General features: G+C 38.4%; 16 protein-coding genes. 6 read left to right on the top strand and 10 right to left on the bottom strand.

What is annotated here, in order from left to right; translation table 11 throughout:
* The first annotated feature begins 135 nt into the window (after positions 1–135).
* From rpoB to ACLHDG_RS13070, 6 genes are all read left to right on the top strand, one after another.
* The gene (rpoB, locus tag ACLHDG_RS13095) at positions 136–4293 is read left to right on the top strand and encodes a DNA-directed RNA polymerase subunit beta (RefSeq protein WP_415406695.1); all 4158 of its coding nucleotides are present in this window, start codon (positions 136–138) and stop codon (positions 4291–4293) included.
* Complete coding sequence (rpoC, locus tag ACLHDG_RS13090) at positions 4286–8815, top strand: DNA-directed RNA polymerase subunit beta' (protein ID WP_415406694.1); 4530 nt, start codon at positions 4286–4288, stop codon at positions 8813–8815. Before rpoB ends, rpoC begins: the two co-directional genes overlap by 8 nt.
* Before the next feature lie 308 nt (positions 8816–9123).
* Positions 9124–9495, top strand: coding sequence for a 30S ribosomal protein S12 (rpsL, locus tag ACLHDG_RS13085; protein WP_415406693.1), 372 nt, complete (start codon positions 9124–9126; stop codon positions 9493–9495).
* 142 nt (positions 9496–9637) lie between these two features.
* Complete coding sequence (gene rpsG / locus ACLHDG_RS13080) at positions 9638–10105, top strand: 30S ribosomal protein S7 (protein WP_415406692.1); 468 nt, start codon at positions 9638–9640, stop codon at positions 10103–10105.
* A 12-nt stretch (positions 10106–10117) separates the two neighbouring features.
* Positions 10118–12208 (top strand): elongation factor G, encoded by a 2091-nt coding sequence (fusA, locus tag ACLHDG_RS13075; RefSeq protein WP_415406691.1) that lies wholly within the window; start codon positions 10118–10120, stop codon positions 12206–12208.
* Positions 12209–12540: 332 nt separating this feature from the next.
* Positions 12541–12906: a hypothetical protein gene (locus ACLHDG_RS13070; RefSeq protein ID WP_415406690.1), complete on the top strand. Its 366-nt coding sequence runs from the start codon at positions 12541–12543 to the stop codon at positions 12904–12906.
* Positions 12907–12972: 66 nt separating this feature from the next.
* On the opposite strand, the gene ACLHDG_RS13065 is transcribed toward ACLHDG_RS13070, so the two are convergent.
* From ACLHDG_RS13065 to ACLHDG_RS13020, 10 genes are all read right to left on the bottom strand, one after another.
* Positions 12973–13314, bottom strand: a complete 342-nt coding sequence (locus ACLHDG_RS13065; protein WP_415406689.1) for a DUF2853 family protein — start codon at positions 13312–13314, stop codon at positions 12973–12975.
* 52 nt (positions 13315–13366) lie between these two features.
* Positions 13367–13603 carry a hypothetical protein gene (locus ACLHDG_RS13060; protein WP_415406688.1) on the bottom strand — a complete coding sequence of 79 codons (237 nt, stop codon included), beginning with the start codon at positions 13601–13603 and terminating at the stop codon, positions 13367–13369.
* Between the two features lie 135 nt (positions 13604–13738).
* Positions 13739–14116, bottom strand: coding sequence for a preQ(1) synthase (gene queF, locus ACLHDG_RS13055; protein WP_415406687.1), 378 nt, complete (start codon positions 14114–14116; stop codon positions 13739–13741).
* Positions 14117–14125: 9 nt separating this feature from the next.
* Positions 14126–15553 carry an EAL domain-containing protein gene (locus ACLHDG_RS13050; protein WP_415406686.1) on the bottom strand — a complete coding sequence of 476 codons (1428 nt, stop codon included), beginning with the start codon at positions 15551–15553 and terminating at the stop codon, positions 14126–14128.
* 5 nt (positions 15554–15558) lie between these two features.
* The gene (gene gyrB, locus ACLHDG_RS13045; protein ID WP_415406685.1) at positions 15559–17874 is read right to left on the bottom strand and encodes a DNA topoisomerase (ATP-hydrolyzing) subunit B; all 2316 of its coding nucleotides are present in this window, start codon (positions 17872–17874) and stop codon (positions 15559–15561) included.
* A 160-nt stretch (positions 17875–18034) separates the two neighbouring features.
* Positions 18035–19048, bottom strand: coding sequence for a tRNA (adenosine(37)-N6)-threonylcarbamoyltransferase complex transferase subunit TsaD (tsaD, locus tag ACLHDG_RS13040; RefSeq protein ID WP_415406684.1), 1014 nt, complete (start codon positions 19046–19048; stop codon positions 18035–18037).
* A 97-nt stretch (positions 19049–19145) separates the two neighbouring features.
* A complete protein-coding gene (locus tag ACLHDG_RS13035) occupies positions 19146–19688 on the bottom strand; it encodes an RBBP9/YdeN family alpha/beta hydrolase (protein ID WP_415406683.1) in 543 nt (180 codons plus the stop codon).
* On the bottom strand, positions 19672–20742 hold the full coding sequence (gene dxr / locus ACLHDG_RS13030; protein WP_415408343.1) for a 1-deoxy-D-xylulose-5-phosphate reductoisomerase: 1071 nt from the start codon (positions 20740–20742) through the stop codon (positions 19672–19674). The genes ACLHDG_RS13035 and dxr overlap by 17 nt, the downstream gene beginning before the upstream one ends.
* A 12-nt stretch (positions 20743–20754) precedes the next feature.
* Complete coding sequence (locus ACLHDG_RS13025; RefSeq protein ID WP_415406682.1) at positions 20755–21513, bottom strand: phosphatidate cytidylyltransferase; 759 nt, start codon at positions 21511–21513, stop codon at positions 20755–20757.
* Positions 21514–21727: 214 nt separating this feature from the next.
* Positions 21728–23071 (bottom strand): NFACT RNA binding domain-containing protein, encoded by a 1344-nt coding sequence (locus ACLHDG_RS13020; RefSeq protein ID WP_415406681.1) that lies wholly within the window; start codon positions 23069–23071, stop codon positions 21728–21730.
* Positions 23072–23278: the final 207 nt, after the last annotated feature.

Raw genomic sequence — 23278 nt, 5'->3', positions numbered from 1 at the left:
CTATTCGGAGACATTTCATACCCTCCTCTAATAGTTTCTTTGTGTATCTAAATATTTAGAAATTACTCTAAACAAACGATATTAATAAACTAAATTAATTACAAACCATACTAACCAACCATACTAAGGATAACCATGTTAAATTCTTTGCATTCTGGTAACAGACTTCGTGTTGATTTTTCAAAAACACCAAGAGAAATAGAAATTCCAAACTTGCTCCAGCTTCAACAAAAAAGTTATGAAGACTTTTTAATGTTAGGTGAAAAAGACAGAAAAAACTCTACTTTAGAAAGAGTATTCAGATCTGCTTTCCCTATCCATGATCAACAAAACAGAGTGACATTAACGTATAAAAACTCTGAGATCGTTAAACCAAAATACACAGTGAGAGAGTGTATGGAAAGAGGATTAACATACTCAGTTTCACTCAAGATGAACATTGCACTTACTATCTGGAACAGAGATGAGAAAACAGGTGAGAAACTTGATCCAAAAGAGATAAAAGAGCAAGCTGTTTTCGTACGTGACATCCCTTTAATGACAGAGAGAACATCTTTTGTTGTCAATGGTGTTGAGAGAGTTATTGTAAACCAACTTCACAGATCTCCAGGGGTTATCTTTAAAGAAGAAGAGGGAACAACAGTTGCTGCAAAACTTCTTTATTCAGCACAAATTATCCCGGATCGTGGTTCTTGGTTGTATTTTGAATATGACTCTAAAGATATTCTTTATGCACGTATTAACAAAAGAAGAAAAATCCCGGTTACTATTCTTTTTAGAGCACTGGATTACTCTAAAGATGATATTGTTAAACTTTTCTACTCTACAAAAGAGATTTCTATTAAAGATAACAGATTCCTTGTGAAGTTCGATGCTGAAGATTTTGGCGGTAGAGCAGATTATGATGTTAAAGATATGGATGGTAATACCGTTGTTAATGCCGGTAAAAGACTGACTAAGAAAAAAGCGCAAAAACTGATCGAAGAGGGACTTGAATGGGTTGAATATCCACTTGAAGTACTTATGGAAAGACATTTGGCTTCACCGGTCATTGATCAAGAGAGTGGGGAAGTACTGTATGATACTGTAACACCTTTAGATGAAACGAAGCTCAAAAAAATGATCGAACAGGGTATCGATACGATCGATATCATTAATGACCTTGCAGAAGGTGCTGATAATTCTATCATTAATGCATTCATTGCTGACTCTGAGAGTTTAAGACTCTTAAAGCAAACAGAAGAGATAGATGATGAAAATGTACTTTCTGCTATCCGTATTTATAAAGTAATGAGACCAGGTGAGCCGGTTACACCTGAAGCAGCAAAATCATTTTTAAGACAACTTTTCTTTGATCCTGAAAGATATGATCTTACAAAAGTAGGTCGTATGAAGATGAATCATAAACTTGGATTGGATATTCCTGAGTATGCTACTGTACTTACAGCAGAAGATCTTATCAATACAGTGAAATATCTTATTAAAGTCAAGAATGGTCAAGGTCACATCGATGATAGAGATCACCTTGGAAACAGAAGAATTAGAGCAATTGGTGAGCTTCTTGGTAATGAACTTCACAATGGTCTTGTGAAAATGCAAAAAGCGATCAGAGACAAAATGACAACAGTTTCCGGTGCATTGGATGAGTTGATGCCACATGACTTGGTAAACTCTAAAATGATCACAAATACCATTTTAGAATTTTTCTCATCGGGTCAACTTTCACAGTTTATGGATCAAACCAACCCACTCTCAGAAGTGACACACAAAAGAAGACTCTCAGCACTTGGTGAAGGTGGTCTTGTTAAAGAGAGAGCTGGATTTGAAGTAAGGGATGTACACCCTACACACTATGGTCGTATTTGTCCTATTGAAACGCCGGAAGGTCAGAATATTGGTCTTATCAATACACTGGCTACATACTCAAAAGTAAATGAGCATGGCTTTATCGAAGCACCATATAAAGTGGTAAAAGATTGTCAGGTTACAGATGAGATCGTTTATATTACTGCAACACAGGAAGAAGATAAGTGTATTGCTCCTGCATCAACTGTGGTAAGTGAAGATGGGCGTATTGTTGAAGATCTGATCGAGACCAGACTTAATGGTAACATTGAACTTAATGATGCTAAAAGGGTTGACTTGATCGATATCTCTCCATTGATGATCTCTGGTTCTGCGGCAGCGTTGATCCCATTCTTGGAGCACGATGATGCCAACCGTGCGCTTATGGGTTCAAACATGCAACGTCAAGCAGTGCCACTTCTTAAAACAGATGCACCGGTTGTCGGTACAGGGATGGAAGCGATCGTAAGTCGTGATGCATGGGAGTGTGTAAAGGCTAAGAGAGCAGGTACGGTTGAAAAAGTAGACGGTAAAAATATTTATGTGATGGGTGAAGATGAGAGCGGTGTATTTATAGACCACTATCCACTTGAAAAAAATATGAGAACCAACCAAAATACTACCTTTACACAGACACCAATTGTAAAATTGGGTGATAAAGTAGAGGCAAAACAAGTGGTTGCTGATGGTGCGAACATGGATCAGGGTGAACTTGCAATTGGTAAAAATATTATGGTTGCATTTATGCCATGGTACGGATATAACTATGAGGATGCGATCATTATCTCTGAGAAGGTCATCCGTGAAGATACTTTTACGTCTGTGCATACCTATGAAAAAGAGGTAGAAGCCAGAGAACTTAAACATGGTACAGAAGAGATCACACGTGATATTCCAAATATCCGTGAAGATGAACTGCTTCACCTTGATGAGAGTGGTATTGTTCAGATGGGTACGTATGTGAAGCCAGGAATGATCCTTGTAGGTAAAGTAAGTCCTAAAGGTGAGATCAAACCTACACCTGAAGAGAGACTACTTAGAGCGATCTTTGGAGAAAAAGCAGGACATGTGGTAAATAAATCACTTTACTGCCCAGCCTCTATGGAAGGTGTTGTTGTAGATATCAAAGTCTTTACGAAAAAAGGCTATGAGAAAGATGCAAGAGCTATCCAAGCCTATGAAGAGGAAAAAGCCATCTTGGATGGTGATCACCATGATCAACTCCTCATGATAGACAGAGAAGAGATCTTACGTATCGCGAACTATCTTTCAAATCAAGAATTGGCTAAAGATGTTACTATAGGTGAAGTTGAGTTTAAATCAGGTACGAAAATTCCTGAAGCAACGATCAAAGAGGTGAACAGATTTGCACTTAGAGGTGCAGTTCAGTCTTACTCTGATGATGTACAAAATGAGTATGAGTCACTTAAAAACTACTTCTTGAAGCAGAAAAAGAGACTTAAAAATGATCATGAAGAGAAATTGGCTGTACTTGAAAAAGATGATATTCTTCCTTCTGGTGTAACGAAGTTAGTTAAAATTTATATCGCTACAAAAAGAAAGCTCAAAGTGGGTGATAAAATGGCTGGACGTCACGGAAACAAAGGTATTGTTTCCAATATTGTTCCAGAGATCGATATGCCGTATATGGAAGACGGAAGACCTGTTGAGATCATCCTGAACCCACTAGGGGTACCTTCACGTATGAACATTGGACAAATTCTTGAAGTACACCTTGGTTTAGTTGGTAAGAGATTGGGTGAGCAGATCCAGGATATGTTTAATGCTAAACAAGAAAACTTTGTACAAGAGCTTAGAGCGAAGATGATCACTATTGCAGATGTTGCAAAACTGATGAATGCTAAAGAACTTCTTGGAAACATGAGTGATGAAGAGCTGCTGACATATGGTAGAGACTGGTCAACAGGTGTTAAGTTTGCTGCACCTGTATTTGAAGGAACGGACCAAGCTGAGTTTGACAAACTTTTCGAGATGGCGAAGATCGACAGTGATGGTAAAATGAAACTCTTTGATGGTAAGACGGGTGAAGAGATGATAGAGAGAGTGAATGTTGGGTATATGTATATGCTTAAACTTCACCACTTGGTTGATGAGAAAGTGCATGCACGTTCAACTGGACCATACTCCCTTGTAACACAGCAACCAGTTGGTGGTAAAGCACTCTTTGGTGGACAAAGATTTGGAGAGATGGAAGTCTGGGCTCTTGAAGCCTATGGTGCATCTCACATACTTAAAGAGATGTTGACGATCAAGTCAGATGATGTTGAAGGTAGAGCAAGAGCATACAGAGCCATCACTAAAGGTGAGCCTGTACCAGAGTCAGGTGTACCAGAGACGATGTTCGTATTGACCAAAGAGCTTCAGGCACTTGGATTAGATACAGAGTTATATGAGAGTAAAAAAGAAGTGGAGGGTGAAAATGAGTAAGTTTTTAGAGAATTTAACACCAATAGATCTTAACAGTGAAGAGAGACCAAAGGATATAGCAGCACTACAGCTTAGAGTTGCAAGTCCTGAAAAAGTACTCTCTTGGAGTTTTGGTGAAGTAAAAAAGCCGGAAACAATTAACTATAGAACCCTTAAGCCAGAGAGAGACGGTCTTTTCTGTGCAAAGATCTTTGGACCTATCAGAGACTATGAGTGTCTATGCGGTAAGTACAAAAAGATGCGTTATAAAGGTGTAGTTTGTGAAAAATGTGGGGTTGAAGTAACCTCTTCTAAAGTAAGAAGAAACCGTATGGGTCACATCGACCTTATCGCACCTGTTGCACATATTTGGTATGTATCTTCACTTCCATCACGTATCGGTACACTTTTGGGTGTAAAGATGAAAGACTTGGAAAGAGTACTTTACTATGAAGCATATATCGTTAAAACACCAGGTGAAGCTTCTTATGATTCTGCGGGAACTAACCCACTTGCTAAATATGATGTTCTTAATGAAGAGCAATATCAGCAAATCATGCAGCGTTTTGGTGACACAGAGTTAGATGCAAGAATGGGTGGTGAGATCGTTCAGGAACTTCTTGCAGATCTTGATCTTGTAGATATGTTTTCTCAACTTAAAGAAGATATTCAGGCAACAAAATCTGAAGCTAAAAGAAAAACAATTGTTAAACGCCTTAAAGTTATTGAAGCATTCTTACACTCAGGTAACAGACCAGAGTGGATGATGTTGACACAACTTCCTGTTCTTCCACCAGATCTAAGACCTCTTGTAAGTCTTGATGGTGGTAAATTCGCAGTTTCTGATGTAAATGACCTTTACAGAAGAGTAATTAACCGTAACCAACGTTTGAAAAGACTTGTGGAACTTGATGCACCGGAAATCATCGTTAGAAATGAAAAACGTATGCTTCAAGAAGCAGTTGATGCTTTATTTGACAATGGTAGAAGAGGAAATGCAGTTAAAGGTGCGAACAAAAGACCATTGAAATCACTTTCAGAGGTAATTAAAGGTAAACAAGGTCGTTTCCGTCAAAACCTTCTTGGTAAACGTGTTGACTTCTCTGGACGTTCTGTTATCGTTGTTGGACCAGACTTACGTATGGATCAATGTGGTCTTCCTAAGGTAATGGCAATTGAACTCTTTAAGCCACACTTGATGGCTAAGCTTGAAGAAAAAGGGTATGCAACGACACTTAAGCAAGCTAAAAAGATGATCGAGAAAAAAGAGAATGAAGTATGGGAGTGTTTAGAAGAGGTAGTTGAAAACTATCCTGTTTTACTGAACCGTGCACCAACGCTTCACAAACTTTCTATTCAAGCGTTCCACCCAAGACTTATCGAGGGTAAAGCGATCCAATTGCACCCACTTGTATGTTCTGCGTTCAACGCCGACTTCGATGGGGATCAGATGGCGGTACACGTGCCACTTTCAGATGAGGCTATTGCTGAAGCAAAAGTATTGATGCTTGCATCTATGAATATTTTGCTTCCTGCATCAGGTAAAGCAATTGCGGTACCTTCTCAGGATATGATTTTAGGTCTTTACTACCTAACGCTTGAGAAGAATGATGTAAAAGGTGAACATAAACTATTTGCAAGCGTGGAAGAAGTTGAGATCGCATTTGAACAAAATGCACTTGATCTGAATGCACGTATCAGAACTGTTGTTGAGGGGAAAATTGCTACTTCTACAGCAGGTAGATTGATCTTGAAATCAATCATCCCTGATTATGTACCGGAAAAATACTGGAACAAGATCTTGAAGAAAAAAGATATCGGTGCATTGGTTGACTACATTTACAAAATCGGTGGTGTGTCTGAGACTGCTGGTTTCCTTGATGATCTTAAGGATATGGGTTTCAAATATGCGACTAAAGTAGGTGTTTCTATCTCTATTGATGATATTAAGATCCCTGAACTTAAAGAGGCTAGTGTTATTGCTGCTAAAGAAGAAGTGAAAGAGATCCAAAGACAATTTGGTTCTGGTCTTTTGACTGATCAAGAGCGTTATAATAAGATTATTGATATCTGGACAGATGCGAACAATGGTATTGCAGAAGGTCTTATGGGTCTGATCAGAAAAGATAAAGACGGGTTTAACTCGGTTCACATGATGGCAGACTCCGGGGCGAGAGGTTCAGCGGCTCAAATTAGACAACTTTCAGGTATGAGGGGTCTTATGGCGAAATCAGATGGGACTATTATTGAGACACCTATTACATCAAACTTCCGTGAAGGTCTGAATGTACTTGAGTACTTTATTTCAACACACGGTGTAAGAAAAGGTCTTGCCGATACAGCACTAAAAACAGCGAATGCGGGTTACTTGACAAGAAAACTCATTGATGTTGCACAAAATGTGAAGATCGCTATGATTGATTGTGGTACACATGAAGGTGTTGAAGTCTCTGATATTGTTGTTGGTAATGAGATGATCGAACCATTGGCAGATCGTATCTATGGTAGAGTATTGGCTGAAGATATCATCGACCCTATTACATCAGAAGTGCTTGTATCTGAAGGTACGATGATCGATGAAGAGACTGCTTCAAGAGTACAAGATGCAGGTGTGAGATCTGTAGTGATGAGAGCACCATCGTCTTGTAAAGCACCTAAAGGTATTTGTGCAAAATGTTATGGTTTGAATATGGCTGATAATAAAATGGTTAAACGAGGAGAAGCTGTAGGAGTTATTGCAGCACAATCTATCGGTGAACCGGGAACACAGCTTACACTACGTACATTCCACACAGGTGGTACGGCAACTGCGGGTAAAGAAGAGAGATCTGTTGTTGCGACTAAAGAAGGTTTTGTAAGATATTACAACCTTTCAGTATTCCGTAACAGAGATGGTAACCTTATCGTTGCAAACAGAAGAAATGCAGGTGTTTTACTTGTTGAGCCAAAAATCAAAGCTGTGACTTCAGGTACAGTTTCAGTAGTTGTAACACATGATGAAGTGGTTATTTCTGTACAAGCAAAAGGTCAAGATGAAGTTAAATATAACCTCAGAAAATCTGACGTTGCCAAATCAAATGAGCTTGCAGGTGTTGCAGGTAAAGTTGAAGGTAAACTCTTCTTACCACTGAATGATGGTGATAAAGTAGAAGAGGGTGACTCTATTGTTGAAGTGATCAATGAAGGTTGGTCTGTTCCAAGCCGCATCCCTTTTGCCTCTGAATTGAAAGTAGAAGATGGTGCACCTGTTACACAAGAAGTGGTCGCAGAATCAAAAGGTAAAGTGAAGTTCTTCTTGCTCAAAGGGGATTACCTTGAAGCACATAATGGTGCTAAAGTAGGTGAAAAAGTAGAGGAGAAAGGTCTCTTTGCTGTGATCGTTGATGAAAACAACAGAGAAGCAGCAAGACACTATATCTCAAGAGGTTCAGTTGTTAAAGTGGATAACGATGCAACTGTAGAAAGAGGTGATACTCTTTCTGCACCAGAGACTTCTACTCAAGTCGTTATCGCTGAGTGGGATCCATACTCTGAGCCTATTATTGCTGAGCAAAAAGGTACATTGAAGTTTGAAGATATCATTCCTGGAGTAACAGTAGTTGAACAATTTGATGAAGTAACAGGAGATACAAGACTAGAGCTTAACGAATATATCCCTGCGGCATATAAGCCGGCAATTATTCTTGCAACAGAGTCTGATGAGTTGATCCGTTATCAGTTGGATCCTAAGACGATCTTGTTTGTTAAAGATGGTGATGAAGTAAGTATCGCAGATATCTTGGCAAAAACACCAAAAGCAGCGATCAAATCAAAAGATATTACCGGGGGTCTTCCAAGAGTATCTGAACTCTTTGAAGCGAGACGTCCAAAAGATATTGCACTTATTGCGCAGATCGATGGTGTGGTAAGCTTTGGTAAACCATTACGTGGTAAAGAGAGATTGATCGTTTCTGGTGATAATAATCAAGTGACAGAGCAGTTCATCGATAAAAACAAAGTAGCACTTGTACACACTGGAGAGTATGTGCATGCCGGTGAGAAATTGACTGATGGTATTATCTCAAGTCATGACATTCTTGCAGCACTTGGTGAAAAAGCATTGTATGAGTACATTGTCTCTGAAGTACAAATGGTTTACCGTAGACAAGGGGTTAATATCTCAGATAAACACATTGAGATCGTTACTTCTCAAATGATGAGACAGGTAAAAGTGGTTGATAGTGGTGATTCTAAATTTATAGCAGGAGACATCGTGTCTCGTCGTAAGTTCCAAGAAGAGAATGAATCAGTCATTAAACTTGGTGGTGAACCTTCAATTGCTGAGCCAATGCTTGTAGGTATTACTCGTGCAGCGGTTGGTGCAGACAGTATCATCTCTGCAGCATCATTCCAAGATACAACAAAAGTACTTACTTCTGCGTCTATTGCTGGTACGGTAGATATGCTTGAAGATCTTAAAGAGAATGTTGTTATCGGTCGTCTTATCCCAGTTGGTACTGGTATGATAGACAATGATGATATCAAATTGACTACTGCTGAGTAGTTACAATTTATGTAGTATAATGGTGTTGTGGGGGCACAACACCCTACATATATCAATTATTAATGGTAATATTTTACCGTAGGGTGTTGTCTCCTGATAACACCAATTCATATACGCATGTATAATCGCCCCAACCCCAAAATCAAAACATAAGAAAAATCGAAGAATTTTTCGATATAATATGCCTCCAAAAATCTGTGTGATTAAATCAGATAAGAGTACTCAATATGAGTGTTTTTATGTGGTGTAAGAACCCAGATTCAAGAGACATTGATCTCAATTCAAACTAACAAAAGAAAGGAAACGATTTGCCTACAATTAACCAATTGATTCGTAAAGAACGTAAGAAGCAAGTGAAAAAATCAAAATCACCTGCACTTGTAAAATGTCCTCAAAGAAGAGGCGTATGTACTAGAGTTTATACAACAACTCCAAAGAAACCTAACTCAGCACTTAGAAAAGTTGCTAAAGTAAGATTGACAAGTGGTTTTGAAGTTATCTCATACATTGGTGGTGAAGGTCACAACCTTCAAGAGCACTCTATCGTACTTGTAAGAGGCGGAAGAATTAAAGATTTACCTGGTGTTAAGTACCACATTGTTCGTGGTGCACTCGATGCTTCAGGTGTTGCAAACAGAAGAGTTGCAAGATCTAAATACGGTACAAAAAAGCCTAAATAATTTAACAATTATTTAAAAGAGTTATAAAGTAATAGTTTAGTCTGGGAACAGGCTTCAAGCAGGTATTGTCATTTAGTCTATTTGTTAGACTTGCCTTAGGGGACAAGACTTGAGTAAATTTTAATAAATTGAAGGAATCTCTATGAGAAGAAGAAAAGCTCCCGTTAGACCGGTATTGCCAGATCCAGTACACGGTTCTAAAGTATTAACAAAATTCATCAATGCTATCATGCTTGGTGGTAAAAAAAGCACAGCGCAAAAAGTTATGTATTCTGCGTTAGAAAGAATTGAATCAAAATCTGGTGAAAAAGGTATTGAAGTTTTCAACAAAGCAATGGAAAACATCAAACCTGTAATGGAAGTAAAATCTAGAAGAGTAGGTGGGGCAACTTACCAAGTGCCAATCGAAGTAAGACCTGTAAGACAACAATCTTTAGGTATTAGATGGATTGTAGACGCTGCTAGAAAAAGAAATGAAAGAACTATGATGGAGCGTTTAAGCAACGAGCTTATGGATGCTGCTACTGAAAAAGGTTCTGCTTTCAAAAAGAAAGAAGATACATATAAAATGGCAGAAGCTAACAAAGCATTTGCTCACTATAGATGGTAAGGAAGTAAAGTTATGGCAAGAACGCATAAACTTGAAGACGTAAGAAACATCGGTATTGCTGCTCACATTGATGCAGGTAAGACAACAACAACTGAAAGAATCCTTTTCTATACAGGTGTTGAACACAAGATCGGTGAAGTTCACGATGGTGCTGCAACTATGGACTGGATGGAGCAAGAGCAGGAAAGAGGTATTACAATTACTTCTGCTGCTACTACTTGTGAGTGGAATAAGAAGCAAATTAACATTATAGATACTCCGGGACACGTTGACTTTACTATTGAAGTTGAACGTTCTATGAGAGTACTTGATGGTGCTGTTTCAGTATTCTGTGCAGTTGGTGGGGTTCAACCACAATCAGAGACTGTATGGAGACAAAGAAACCGTTATGGTGTACCTTCAATTGTATTTGTTAACAAGTACGATAGAGTAGGTTCTGACTTTTACGAAGTTGAGAGACAAATTCGTGAGAGACTTAAAGGTAATCCAGTTCCAATCCAACTACCAATCGGTGCAGAAGAAAATTTCCAAGGTGTTGTTGACCTTGTAAAAATGAAAGCGATCGTTTGGGATAAAGATGCTGAAATGGGTTCTAACTACCATGTAGAAGAGATTTCAGAAGAGATGATGGAATTGGCTGAAGAGTACCGTGAAAAGTTAATTGAGAGTATCGCTGAAGTTGATGGTCAAGAAGAACTTATGGAAAAATTCCTAGAAGGTGAAGAGATTTCTGAAGAAGAGATCAAAGCTGGAATTAAAGCAGCAACTATTGGTATGCATATCGTTCCAATGACTGTTGGTACAGCATTTAAAAACAAAGGTGTTCAAACTCTACTTGACGCTGTTGTTGCTTACCTTCCATCTCCAGTTGAATCAGCTGCCATCAAAGGTACGATGATGGAGAATGAAGATCAGGAAGTTGTTGTTGAATCTACTGATGATGGTCCATTTGCATCATTGGCATTTAAGATTATGACAGATCCATTTGTTGGACAGTTGACATTTATCCGTGTATACCGTGGTTCTTTAGAGTCAGGTTCTTACGTACATAACTCAACAAAAGACAAAAAAGAAAGAATCGGTCGTATCATGAAAATGCACGCGATCAAAAGAGAAGAAGTTTCTGAAATTTACGCTGGTGAGATCGGTGCGGTTGTTGGACTTAAATCTACAACTACTGGTGACACACTCTGTGATGCTTCAGATAAAGTTGTACTTGAAAGAATGGATTTCCCGGATCCGGTTATTTCTGTTGCGGTTGAACCTAAAACAAAAGCGGATCAAGAGAAAATGGGAGTTGCACTTTCTAAACTTGCTGCAGAAGATCCATCTTTCCGTGTTTCTTCAGATGAAGAGACTGGTCAGACTATTATTTCAGGGATGGGTGAACTTCACCTTGAAATTCTTGTAGATAGAATGAAAAGAGAATTCAGCGTTGAAGCTGAAGTTGGTGCTCCACAAGTTTCTTACCGTGAGACTATTAAAGATGCTGTTGATCAAGAGTACAAATATGCTAAACAATCAGGTGGTCGTGGGCAATTTGGTCACGTTTATCTTAAAATTGAGCCACAAGAACCAGGATTTGGTTATGAGTTTGTTGACGCTGTTAAAGGTGGGGTAATTCCAAAAGAATTTATCAAACCAATTGATAAAGGTATTCAAGAAGCAATGGCTAGAGGTATTCAGGCAGGTTATCCTGTAGAAGACTTGAAGGTTACTGTATATGATGGTTCTTACCATGATGTCGATTCATCTGAAATGGCGTTTAAACTTGCTGCATCAATGGGTTTAAGAGAGGGTTGTAGAAAAGCTAGACCGGTTATTCTTGAGCCTATGATGAAAGTTGAAGTTGAAACTCCAGAAGATTACATGGGTGACGTTATTGGTGATATCGCTAAAAGACGTGGTCAAGTATCGGGTATGGATGACAGAGCTGGATCTAAAATCATTAACGCGTTTGTTCCTCTTTCTGAAATGTTCGGATATTCAACAGATCTACGTTCAATGAGTCAAGGTCGTGCAACGTATGCTATGGAATTTGATCACTATGAGGAAGTTCCACAGAACGTAGCAAAAGAAATCATCGAAAAGCGTAACAGCTAAGACGGGTTTCTTTACTACATATTCGGTCGGATGGAGTTTTCTCCATTCGGTCACTTACTAAATGTAAGCTCTCTCATTACGAAAACCCCATCAAACCAAATCTACAGCAAATTAACTCCGAAATTAACAATTACGCTAAGTATATAAATATTCTCTTCATCAAATCACACGATAGTGTGCGTTGTCGTTGTGAACACCCTTGAAAGCAAAGCGATTTGAGAACAACGACGATTTTTTGCTTCGTTTTTTCTAAAAAAATGACGAGAGAAACAATACCTCAAGTAATACAAGAGGAAATTTTAAAAAACAAAACAAAACGTTAAAGGAAGAAGATGAAATTTATCATAGACCTCATAGAAGATGTACGGGAACAGATAGGAAATCATGAAGAGTATGTAGTGACTGCTGGACTCCTTAAAGAAGATGCAAATGATAGTACAAAACTTATCTATGCAGGTGAAGCACCTTTGAATCTAGCTGTCTTAGATGATGAGAGTAAACAACTTAACTTTAAAATAGATGATAGTGATATGAGAGTGACTATAGGAGCACTTATCCCGCCTTTGTTGATACTTGATATGGATGCCATGATGTATGAGCTTAGAATGGATGTGAATGTACAATACTCTAATGTAGAGGTGGTTGGATTTGGAAAAAATGAAGAGGAGAAGAAATATATCTTGTTTATCAAGATATAATTTTGGATCCCCGTATGCCCAACGGAAATACCCTTGGGGTGCAAGTACGAGGATGACGGAGGGTGTTTATGCGTAAACTGACTCTTTACCAAACTCTTTCGCCAGAAGAGCATAAAAGAGTGCTCTGTATTTATGTTTGTTTGAAGAACCCATGGCTTCACATGCTTTCTTGATAGCAGCATCAAGTTCAGCATCACTTGCAGTTAGTCCAAGTTTTTTTTGCAAGAAGTTCTTTTTTACTGTGTCAAGTTCTGAACTGTCTGAACAGGAAACAGTTTCAGCATCTTTTTTGTAAATGGAAGGTCCTAACCCAGTAGTCACCTTTATGATAAGGTCATCTGACAGGTCCAATTTAAGCTCTTTTGCCGATGCAGAATAGAGTGCTATTTTTTCAACTTTTTTACTCATTCTTCTTCCTTTGGTAAAATTTTTAACATTTCATTATAGCTATAAATCAAATTTAGGTCAAATTTGGGCTGTTTTGTTCTAAAAGTACCCAATTCATACTTATGTTGTATCGTTTACAAAAATAGGCAATAGCTTCGTAGGGGATTTTTCTTCTTCTTTTTATGACAGCAAAGTATTGTGGATCAAGTTCAAGCGCATCTGCTATATCTCGATCTAGTATTTTTTCTTTCTTATAATGCAGGGAGAGTATCTGTTTTACACGTTGCATGACTGCATGAAAATCTATCATGGATATCCTTAGTATTCATATAAAGATATCATAATAGATTTTTAGAAAAAAGTTTAAATGTATGTCATATTGTCATGCTTTTTAGCCCTTGGCTAAGAAATATGCAATATATACACTTGCACAATGGACAGATTTTTAGTTTTTAGTACTGTCAATTTCTATAACTGTATGTACATTTCCTCTAGGATTGTAATCTGCTATGAGTTTCATAGCTTTGGGTGCTAGTTTAGTGTAGAGTGCATCGTAAATCTCATTTGCAGAGTTTTCATGAGAGATATGTCGATACATAAATGAGTTAATATATAGTTTTAGTGCTTTTAGCTCTATGACTTTTTGATCTGGTACATACGAGAGTTTCAGTGTAGCAAAATCTGGGTATCCTGAACGTGGACACAGGCACATGAATTCTGGTAGTTCTATGTTTATTGTATAGTTTTTTTCATGTTCATTTGGCCAGAAGTTCTCTTCTGCATTAATATCAAATTCCTGTATCTCTTTTTCGCCGTATTTCATGGTTCTCCTTTAATTGTATCTGTTAATAAGTTCTGTTTCTGTGATAGGTTTGCTTATACCAAAGCCTTGAAGGTAATTTATACCAAGTGCTTTAAGCTTTTCTTTTTGTGTATCTTTATCTACCCATTTTGCCACTGTTATAATGTGAAGGTCTTTGGACATTCTGGATAAGGACTCCAACATTGCATAACTTGTTTCATCATGCAGGTTGGTCACATAGTCTCTATCAAATTGCACCATATCAAACTTAAAATGTTTCATGTATTCCATAGATGCATTAGATGAGCCAAAATTATCGATACAGATACGTACACCTTTTGCCCTGAATTTATTGAGTGTTTTAAGATATCCGCCAATATTATGGTGGGTCTTTCGTTCATACAGTTGTATGATCAGGCGGGCAGGATCAATCTTTTTTTGATCTAGATAGTTAAAAAATTTCTCTTGAAATGATGGGTCTCTCAGTGAAAAAGGGGAGAGGTTGAAAGTCAAAGAGATACTTTCATCTACCAAAGGTAAGAGGTCTACAATATGTTTGAGTAGTGTAAAGTCATACTCTCTGCCTAGTCCTAAACGATTAATGACGGGAAGATAAACCCTAGGTAAGATATTTCCTGATTTGTCTGAATTGAGCTTCACTGCAATCTCATAAATATCTATGATGTTACTTTTAGTATTGAGCAGGGGCCTGAAGCTAAGAAGAAGATTATTATCTTTGATCGAGGCAATAATTGTTTTTTCCATATCCGAAACTTCAGCTGCATCCTTAGTGACAGGAATGTTTTTTTCTTTAGTATTCTTTTCAAACTGTGTTGCAATAATATCTTTAAGTTGAAAAATAATTTGTTGAAAATCTTTACCTGTATTGGTCACAATAGCAAACGTATAATCTACTTCAATGTTGTTGATGATTGTGTTTTCTTGGGTGAATTCTTCTAGGGTTTTTTCTAGATCTGCATGCTTTTCATCTAATGCAATAAGAAATTCGGCGCCATAACGTCTTCCGATAAGGGCTTTGTCCAAACCTTTTTGTTGGAACTTTAGGTTTAACTTTTGAATGATAGTATAGAGAACTGCATCCACTTCCCCATCACCATAGTTTTGACTGATCGTTGAGAGGTTTTTTATGATGATCAAAGCAAGTGTTTTAGGTTTAGAGTCCTGTAGTCTTTTGACAAAGGCTTTTTGATTAAAGCCTTGGGTTGTCTGGTCTATAAGGGTTTCTTTTACGCTTACATTCATCAGGAAATAGATAAAATAGATGGTGATAAATGTAATAGAGGTGATAAGAAAGATATTTTGGATACTGAAATTGAAAGTATCGTTAGTAGATATGGTAGTAAAAAAAACTAAAAAAATAAGAATGAGTACTGGAATACCTGCCCTAAGGGCAAGTTTAAAGTGACGTTCTCTCTCTTCCAGTTCTGATAATAGCATTTATGTTACACATCCAAGTGCTTGACATCTTTAGCATGGCTTTCGATGTAGTTTCTTCTAGGTTCAACTTCGTCACCCATAAAGAGGGTAAAGGTATCACTAGCTTCTTCGATATCATCTATCTTAACTTGTAGAAGTCTTCTGTTTTCCGGTGTCATAGTTGTTTCCCAAAGTTGTTCAGGGTTCATTTCCCCAAGACCTTTGTAGCGTTGGATATAGGCACCTTTTTTAGCTGCACTCTCAACTTCGTCAAAGAGTGCAAGAAGATCTTGATCTTTAAACTCATCCGTAATGTGATCTTGAATCTTTTGGTGGATATGGATCGCTTCATTATAATGAGGGTTTGTGAAGAGTACTTCATCAATGATAAGCTCTTCAAGACCATCGTTTGTTTGCACAAAGTAGTGCAGTTTGTCCTCTGTAATTGTTTTATTGAGGATATTGTATCCAAGTACATCAATATACTTTTCAATGGTTTTAGCTAATTCTTTATTTGAAGTACCAATAATATCAGGGTTTTCTATCATATAACGCAGTGCTTCAGGGAGTGCAAAACGTTTCTCTATCTCTCTGAGTGTCATTTTATAATAGGCTACAAGTTTGAACAGGTCAATAAGATCGTTTTCTCCCATAGTTGTACTTTCTATCACAGAGATACCATTTTCAATAAGGAAATCATTAAGTGATTTATCATCTTTAAGATAGGTCTCATTTTTCCCTTTTTTGTAGCGGTAGAGCGGTGGCTGAGCAAGGTATAGATATCCTTTTTCAATGACAGGCTGTAAAAATCTAAAGAAGAATGTCATTAAAAGTGTTTGAATGTGGGACCCATCAACATCGGCATCGGTCATGATAATGATCTTGTGGTATCTGAGTTTCTCTTCATTAAACTCTTCACCGATACCACAACCAAGAGCAGTGATCATGTTTTTGATCTCGTCAGATTTGAGGATCTTCTCTAAACGTGCTTTTTCAACGTTAAGGATCTTACCTTTGAGTGGTAAGATCGCCTGGAATACTCTATCACGGCCTTGTTTTGCTGAACCGCCGGCAGAATCCCCTTCCACCAGATAGATCTCTGAAATTTCTGGGTCTTTACTTTGGCAGTCTGCAAGTTTACCGGGCAGTGTTCCGATACTCATGGAGTCTTTACGTTTTACTAGATCTTTTGCTCTTTTTGCTGCATCTCTACCTCTGGCTGCAAGCAATACTTGTGCCATGATAGCTTTGGCTTCTATAGGGTTCTCTTCAAGGTATTTGTTAAAGTTTTCAGAGAAGAACTTTTGCACCAAAGGACGTACATAAGAAGAACCGAGTTTTCCTTTGGTCTGTCCTTCAAACTGTGGTTCAGGCACACGTACAGAGACAATGGCTATAAGGCCTTCTTTACAGTCATCCCCAGTAATTTTGGTACCTTTCTCTTTTGCATTTGCATTTTTAGAGATGTAGCTTGCCATAGAGCGTGTCAGTCCTGCTCTAAAACCTGCTTCATGTGTACCACCATCAGCTGTTTTGATGTTATTTACAAACGAGAGTGATTTTTCAGAGTCTGCATCACAGTACATCAAAGCGATATCTATCTCAATATCGTCCGCTTTACCTTGGAAAAACTGTGCGTTGGAGATAACATCTTTTGTATTCATATCTTCAACAAACTGTTTGATCCCTCCCTCAAAATGGAAAAGTTCTTTTGTCCCGTCTCTCTCATCTTTGAAATCAATGGTGATCTTAGGGTTGAGGTAAGCCAACTCCTTAAACCTTTTCATCAAGATCTCTTTTTGGAAAGTGGTACCCTCCGTAAAGATAGTGTCATCAGCCCAGAACTCTATCTTGGTACCTTTTTTACGAGATGTGCCTGTCTCGGCTAAGGCTTCTTGCGGGATACCTTCTTTAAAATCTTGTTCGTATGTGTGACCATCACGATTGACAGTAAGGTGCAGATCTTTAGAGAGTGCATTTACAACAGAAACACCAACCCCATGAAGACCACCGGAGACTTTATAGGTGTCTTTGTCAAATTTACCACCGGCATGGAGGACAGTAAGTACAACAGTAGCAGCTGATATCTTCTCAGTAGGGTGCTCTGCAACAGGAATACCACGACCATTATCTTCGATAATAGCTGAACCTGCTTTGGTAAGTGTGACTTTTATCGTATCACAAAAGCCTGCCATTGCTTCATCGATAGAGTTATCTACAACTTCATAGACAAGATGGTGAAGTCCTCTTGTTGAGGTGTCACCGATGTACATACCTGGTCTTTTTCTTACCGCTTCCAGTCCTTTAAGGACTTTAATATTACTAGCACCATATTCTGCCATGTTGAGACTCCATATTTTTATTAATAACATAAAATGAACAAAGTCCATTTTATTACGCTAACGCTTAGTTTTCTTCAGCAGAAAGCTCACGCGACTAGTCGCTTTTAAATACTTGATAAGTATATATATTTTAGCTAAATTTCGCTTAGTAATAGGGTGATTAAAGTAACATACCGCTTTGTTGTTTTTTGGTACTTGCAATGTCTATCTCATTTGGGTCTATAAATTGTTGTTTTTCATATGCTTCGATGGCATAACGACCTATCATAGCAGCATTGTCTGAGCAGTATTCCAGAGGAGCAACATGAAGTGTTTTGCCAAATTCACTACAGAGTTTTTCATAAGCATTTCGTATGTATTTGTTAGCAGAGGCACCACCTACAATGGCAAAATCTTTAATCTCTTCTTTTGCAAAGATCTTTTTGCTTTTTTGAAGCAGGTGAAGCTTCACTGCTTTTTGAAATGATGCAGAGAGATCAGCTCTGTCTTGTTCGCTCATTTTATCGCTTCCGCCTAATGCCTCGACTTTTAGTCGCACGGCATTTTTCAGGCCAGAGAGTGAAAAGGCTATGAGAGGAGAGTTGCGTAATGGTACGGGAAGATCAAATCTATTTTCATCTCCTTTGCGTGCAAGTGCTTCTATGAGTGGTCCACCTGGGTAACCCAGTCCCATCATCTTGGCACACTTGTCAAAACTTTCACCTACAGAGTCATCTATACTTGTGGCAAGTATCTCCATATGCTCAAAACTCTCTACACGTATCACTTGTGTGTGCCCTCCGGAGATAAGAAGTACCAAAAGTGGGAATAGGGTTTCTTTTTCAATGAAGAGAGAGTAAATATGCCCTTTAAGGTGATGTACCGATATAAGAGGGATATCTTGTAAGGTAGCCAAAGTTTTTGCCATAGCGATACCTTCAAGGAGCGTTACACCTAATCCCGGTTGATTGGTGACAGCGACAGCTTTGAGTTTGTCAAAGTAGGGTTTAGTCTCTTCCAGTAATTTTGGAAGGGTTACTGCATGAAGACGTGATGCAAGTTCCGGTACGACTCCACCATAACAGGAGTGTTCTTCTTCTTGGGAGATCTTTTTATGGTAAAGCACTTTTTTTGTGGCTATTTCTGTAATAGCAATGGCACTGTCATCACAAGAGCTTTCTATGCTTAAAATCATAGGTGATCCTGTAGGGTGTTGTCTCCTGACAACACCGTTATGTGTGTATTAAAATTAAATTTGGTGTTGTGAGGACACAACACCCTACAATACATTATCATTTTTGCTCCATCACACGTTTTTCTATAAAATCCCATTTCCCATAACCGCTATCGGCATTGATATGACCTGCATTTTTGATAATAGTCAAAGGGATATTATAATGCCTCGCCATTGTTTCTGCTTCGGCTACTCCGATGTAAGGGTCATTGTCTGAGACTATCATTTGTATCTCTTTGGCATAAAGTTCCTCTGGCATCTCACAAGGGAAAAAAGTTTTGATCGTAGCTTCTTTTGTGGTGATGCTTGGAGGCGAAACCATGAAAAGTCGTTTCACTTGAGGCATCTCTTCCTGGCAGAGCCAAAACCAGAGGGTGTTTGCTAAAGAGTGGCAGACTACAGTGTCTGGTTTAAATTCTTCGAGTATCTGTTTAACTTGTTTTACCCATCTGTTTTTGCTTGGAAAATGGCAATTGTCAAGCAAAGGAAAAGAAACTGTACCGTAATTTTTGGCTATTTCAGCAGCAAGTTCTGCCTGCCAGTGAGGTGCATCACTGCCTCCCCAACCGTGTAAAATTAGTATTTTATTGTTGTGTGACATACGCTCTTACTTCTTTATCTATTTGGATTATCTCATCGATATTGTTTGCCTTGAAGTTTTCAAACTTTTTATAGGCATTTAAGATTATCTCACTCATCCCAAAAAATGAACACTGCTCTGCTTGAAACGCTTTAATAGCTTCTTCGTTAGCTGCATTGACTACTACACCTAGATGAGGATTATTTAAGATGTGTTCCTTGATATTCCAAATAGGGTAGCGTTCTGCTTCAATGGGTAAAAATTCTATAGCTCCCATAGCAAGCAGATCGGTAGACGGTAAGATAGCTTCTTCCACTTCGCCTCTCAATGCAAAAGCAATAGGCAACTTCATGTCTACTCCTGCAAAGTGTGCAGTGGTAGAGCCGTCTTTAAATTCTGCAAGAGCGTGGATGATAGACTTTTTCTCTATGAGCGCATCGATGTTGCTGGTATTAAAAAGCCATTTAGCTTCCAGGAGTTCAAAGAGTTTGTTGGTCATCGTGGCTGAATCTATGGTGATCTTGTTTCCCATAGACCAGTTGGGGTGCTTGAGTGCATCTGAAAAAGTAGCATCTTTCATTTTATTCAACTTCCAGTCTCTAAAGGCACCACCACTTGCGGTGATATAAAGCTTAGAAACAGGACGTTCATTCATCAGGTACCAAAGTCCAAAATGCTCAGAGTCTATAGGTGTGATAAGAGACATATTTATGAACTCACCAGCGACCACTAAAGACTCTTTGTTTGCCAGTGCGACTCTTTTACCAAGGCTTGTAGCTTTAAGGGTAGGAGCAAGACCGGCATAGCCTACAAGAGCATTGACGACAGTATCACTTTCACATGTTTCTATGAGATGTAAAATACCATCAGTACCACAGAGTACATTGGGGTGATTTACTTTTACTCTGTCAGCTTCATTGGCGATAGCAACTATTTTGGGTTGATGCTCTTTGATCTGCTTATTGAGCAGATCAATATTATTGCCTGCTACAAGCGCTTCTATGGTGATGTTGTAGCGTTTGGCGATGATGAGGGTATTGACCCCTATGGAGCCTGTGGAGCCTAGTAAAACGATGCTTGACATGAGTTATATGAGTGATCTAAGTGCAATAACCATCATTATCGCACCAAAGAGATAACCGTCTATTCTGTCAAGTATCCCACCATGTCCGGGGAGTAGATCTCCCGAATCTTTCACTCCTGCTTCACGTTTGAGGTAGCTTTCAAAAAGGTCTCCAAAGACTGAAGCGATCGCCGTTACAAATGTTACGATAAAAGCGATCCAAAAATCAACCACATAGAGTCCTGCGAAAGACCCTGCAATGGTAGCAAGGATGATGCCGCCAAAAACACCTTCAAGTGTTTTGTTTGGCGAAGTGTCCGAGAATTTGGTTTTACCTATGGCTTTACCTGTAAAGAAGGCACCTATATCTGTGAGAGCAACCGTAACAAGGAGCCAGAACATTGACGCGATCCCGAAATCTTGATAGAGGATAAGGAAAAAAAGTATCCCGCTTACAGGGTAGAGAAACGGAAGGAGCAGTCTTTTGTCAAAGTTATGCATATAAGCAAGTGATGAAGCAAAAATGATGGCAATGAAAAAGAAGAGATCATCAGGGTTAGGATAAAAATAGGCAACTATCCATAAAAGCGCAGCCCAAAAATAGGCAGGGGGTGCAACCAGTTTAAAGAGTTTCATTGCTTCATAAAAAGCAAACATATAGATAACACCTAAAAAAGCCCACATGATAAAAAAGTTGTCTATCCAGCCTATGAAGCCTACAAGTGCAAGTAGAGCAATACCGGTTAATATACGTTGTTGAAGTGAGCTTAAGTTTTTCATCATAATCATTTCCTGATTTTTATATAGATATGATTATATCACGCTTTGCGTTATACTCTGGTTTCTCCTTGTTACTTTTTTCTTTTTTGTACTGCGACAAAAGAGAAAAAAGTAACCAAAAAAGCGCCTGTGGCATACATAAAATAAAAAAACGCAAGCGACTTACAGTGATGTTCTGCGTGGAGAATGATGACTCGTTTGAAGATAGAAATGACACCTAAATTCGTATTTCTACACCCTCTTTAGTTACTCTTATCGTGTCATATTTGTTATAAAATACATTGGAACCCTCTTGAACTTTGACAAATTTACGTTTGGTATAATCTACCTCATAATCTCCTGGATTTTTAACAGAGAAATCAACACAGAGTTTTGCTGCAGCCTGAATGACAGAGTCTGGAAGGTTTTGTTTGTCTGTTTTGATGATAACATGGCTTGAAGGCACATTACGTATGTGCATCCAAAGATCATTGGCTTTAGCGATCTCAAGGAGTTTTTGATTTTCGTTGCTATTGCGTCCTACAAGTACTTTGTAGCCTTCTATCCAAAAAAGTTCTCCCTCTCTAAGCTTCTCTTTTTTACGTAATGACTTGGCACGTTTTGGTACGAGAAGTTCCAGTTCGTAAGGTGTGTTTGCCTGTTCAAGTGCATAGTAAATATTTTCATAAAACGCTTTTTTAGAGCTCAAGTTCTCTTGTTCTATATGTACGTTTTTAGCCTTGCTCTTGGCACGTTTTGAAAGGTTGAAATAGTAGTCAGACATACGGTTTACTTTTACATCTTTTGGAAGAGCTATACTCACTTCATTGCCCTCAAAATCAAACGTTTTCAGCTTGGTATCATAAGGCTTTATCTGGTACAGATTTGCCAAGATGAGGTTACCGTAGTTCTTATGTTCAAGTGCTGTTTGCAGAAGTTTTTCTTCATTGGGAAGTTTGTTTAAAAGTTGTTCAAACTTTTTTACTTTTTTTGCCACAGTAGAGAGCTTTTGTTTTTTCATCTCTAAAAGTTTTTTAGCTTCTATTTGTGTAAATTTCTCTTCTAAATAACGGTCTACATCTCCTATGTCTTGTTTTTCTTCATTACGTTCAAAAGGAGGAATGGCAAGCAGTTCCATCCCTGGACGGATCACACGGAAAGAGCTGTCAGCATCAATGTGTCTGAGTGCCTCAATGATGACTTCATTGTCATCGATGAGAATGGCATTGGTGTTTTTACCTGTAAATTCTAACTGTAAGTAGATGATCTTATCTTTATAAGAACTTTTTGGGGCGATGGTAAAACGTAAAATTCGGTCATCATTTGGTACCTCTACGGAGATGAGCTTGCCTCCACTCATCAGAGAGTGTAACAGTGTGTCAAAGGGAGCATTGTAGCCTTGCAGAGGTCTTTGTGATGGGGCTTTATAGATAAAACTATGCCCTCTGGTCAGATTAAAGAAATAGCTCTCAGACTTGTCAAACATAATCTCTAGAGTGTTGTCTTCTATGCGTCTTGCACGGCTGATGAATGTAAAGTTGTTTAGACGTTTTGCAATGGCTTTAAGTTCGTAGAGTTTCAAGATTGAGCCTTTTAGCTCTCGTTCCCATGCTGTGTGTGGGAATGCATACTTCAGTTGATGAAAATAAAAAGCTTTAAAGCATTAAAAATATCTGTATGCATTACCACGGAGACCATGGTAACGAGGATATATTATGAATCGTATTTTACCAAAAATACGCATTAAAAAACTTTTCGCTATAATTCGCGTAATTATTATATACATTAT

It is taken from the genome of Sulfurovum iocasae (genome assembly GCF_047716765.1).
Taxonomy (GTDB): Bacteria; Campylobacterota; Campylobacteria; order Campylobacterales; family Sulfurovaceae; genus Sulfurovum.
Note: the sequence above shows the minus strand (reverse complement) of the source record. Positions and strands in the feature narration are given on the sequence as shown.

Bases quoted from the DNA above. Each gene is read 5' to 3' on its own strand.
- rpoB (WP_415406695.1), top strand. From the start codon at position 136: ATGTTAAATTCTTTGCATTCTGGTAACAGACTTCGTGTTGATTTTTCA.
- rpoC (WP_415406694.1), top strand. From the start codon at position 4,286: ATGAGTAAGTTTTTAGAGAATTTAACACCAATAGATCTTAACAGTGAA.
- rpsG (WP_415406692.1), top strand. From the start codon at position 9,638: ATGAGAAGAAGAAAAGCTCCCGTTAGACCGGTATTGCCAGATCCAGTA.
- fusA (WP_415406691.1), top strand. From the start codon at position 10,118: ATGGCAAGAACGCATAAACTTGAAGACGTAAGAAACATCGGTATTGCT.
- ACLHDG_RS13070 (WP_415406690.1), top strand. From the start codon at position 12,541: ATGAAATTTATCATAGACCTCATAGAAGATGTACGGGAACAGATAGGA.
- ACLHDG_RS13065 (WP_415406689.1), bottom strand. From the start codon at position 13,314: ATGAGTAAAAAAGTTGAAAAAATAGCACTCTATTCTGCATCGGCAAAA.
- ACLHDG_RS13060 (WP_415406688.1), bottom strand. From the start codon at position 13,603: ATGATAGATTTTCATGCAGTCATGCAACGTGTAAAACAGATACTCTCC.
- queF (WP_415406687.1), bottom strand. From the start codon at position 14,116: ATGAAATACGGCGAAAAAGAGATACAGGAATTTGATATTAATGCAGAA.
- ACLHDG_RS13050 (WP_415406686.1), bottom strand. From the start codon at position 15,553: ATGCTATTATCAGAACTGGAAGAGAGAGAACGTCACTTTAAACTTGCC.
- gyrB (WP_415406685.1), bottom strand. From the start codon at position 17,874: ATGGCAGAATATGGTGCTAGTAATATTAAAGTCCTTAAAGGACTGGAA.
- tsaD (WP_415406684.1), bottom strand. From the start codon at position 19,048: ATGATTTTAAGCATAGAAAGCTCTTGTGATGACAGTGCCATTGCTATT.
- ACLHDG_RS13035 (WP_415406683.1), bottom strand. From the start codon at position 19,688: ATGTCACACAACAATAAAATACTAATTTTACACGGTTGGGGAGGCAGT.
- ACLHDG_RS13025 (WP_415406682.1), bottom strand. From the start codon at position 21,513: ATGATGAAAAACTTAAGCTCACTTCAACAACGTATATTAACCGGTATT.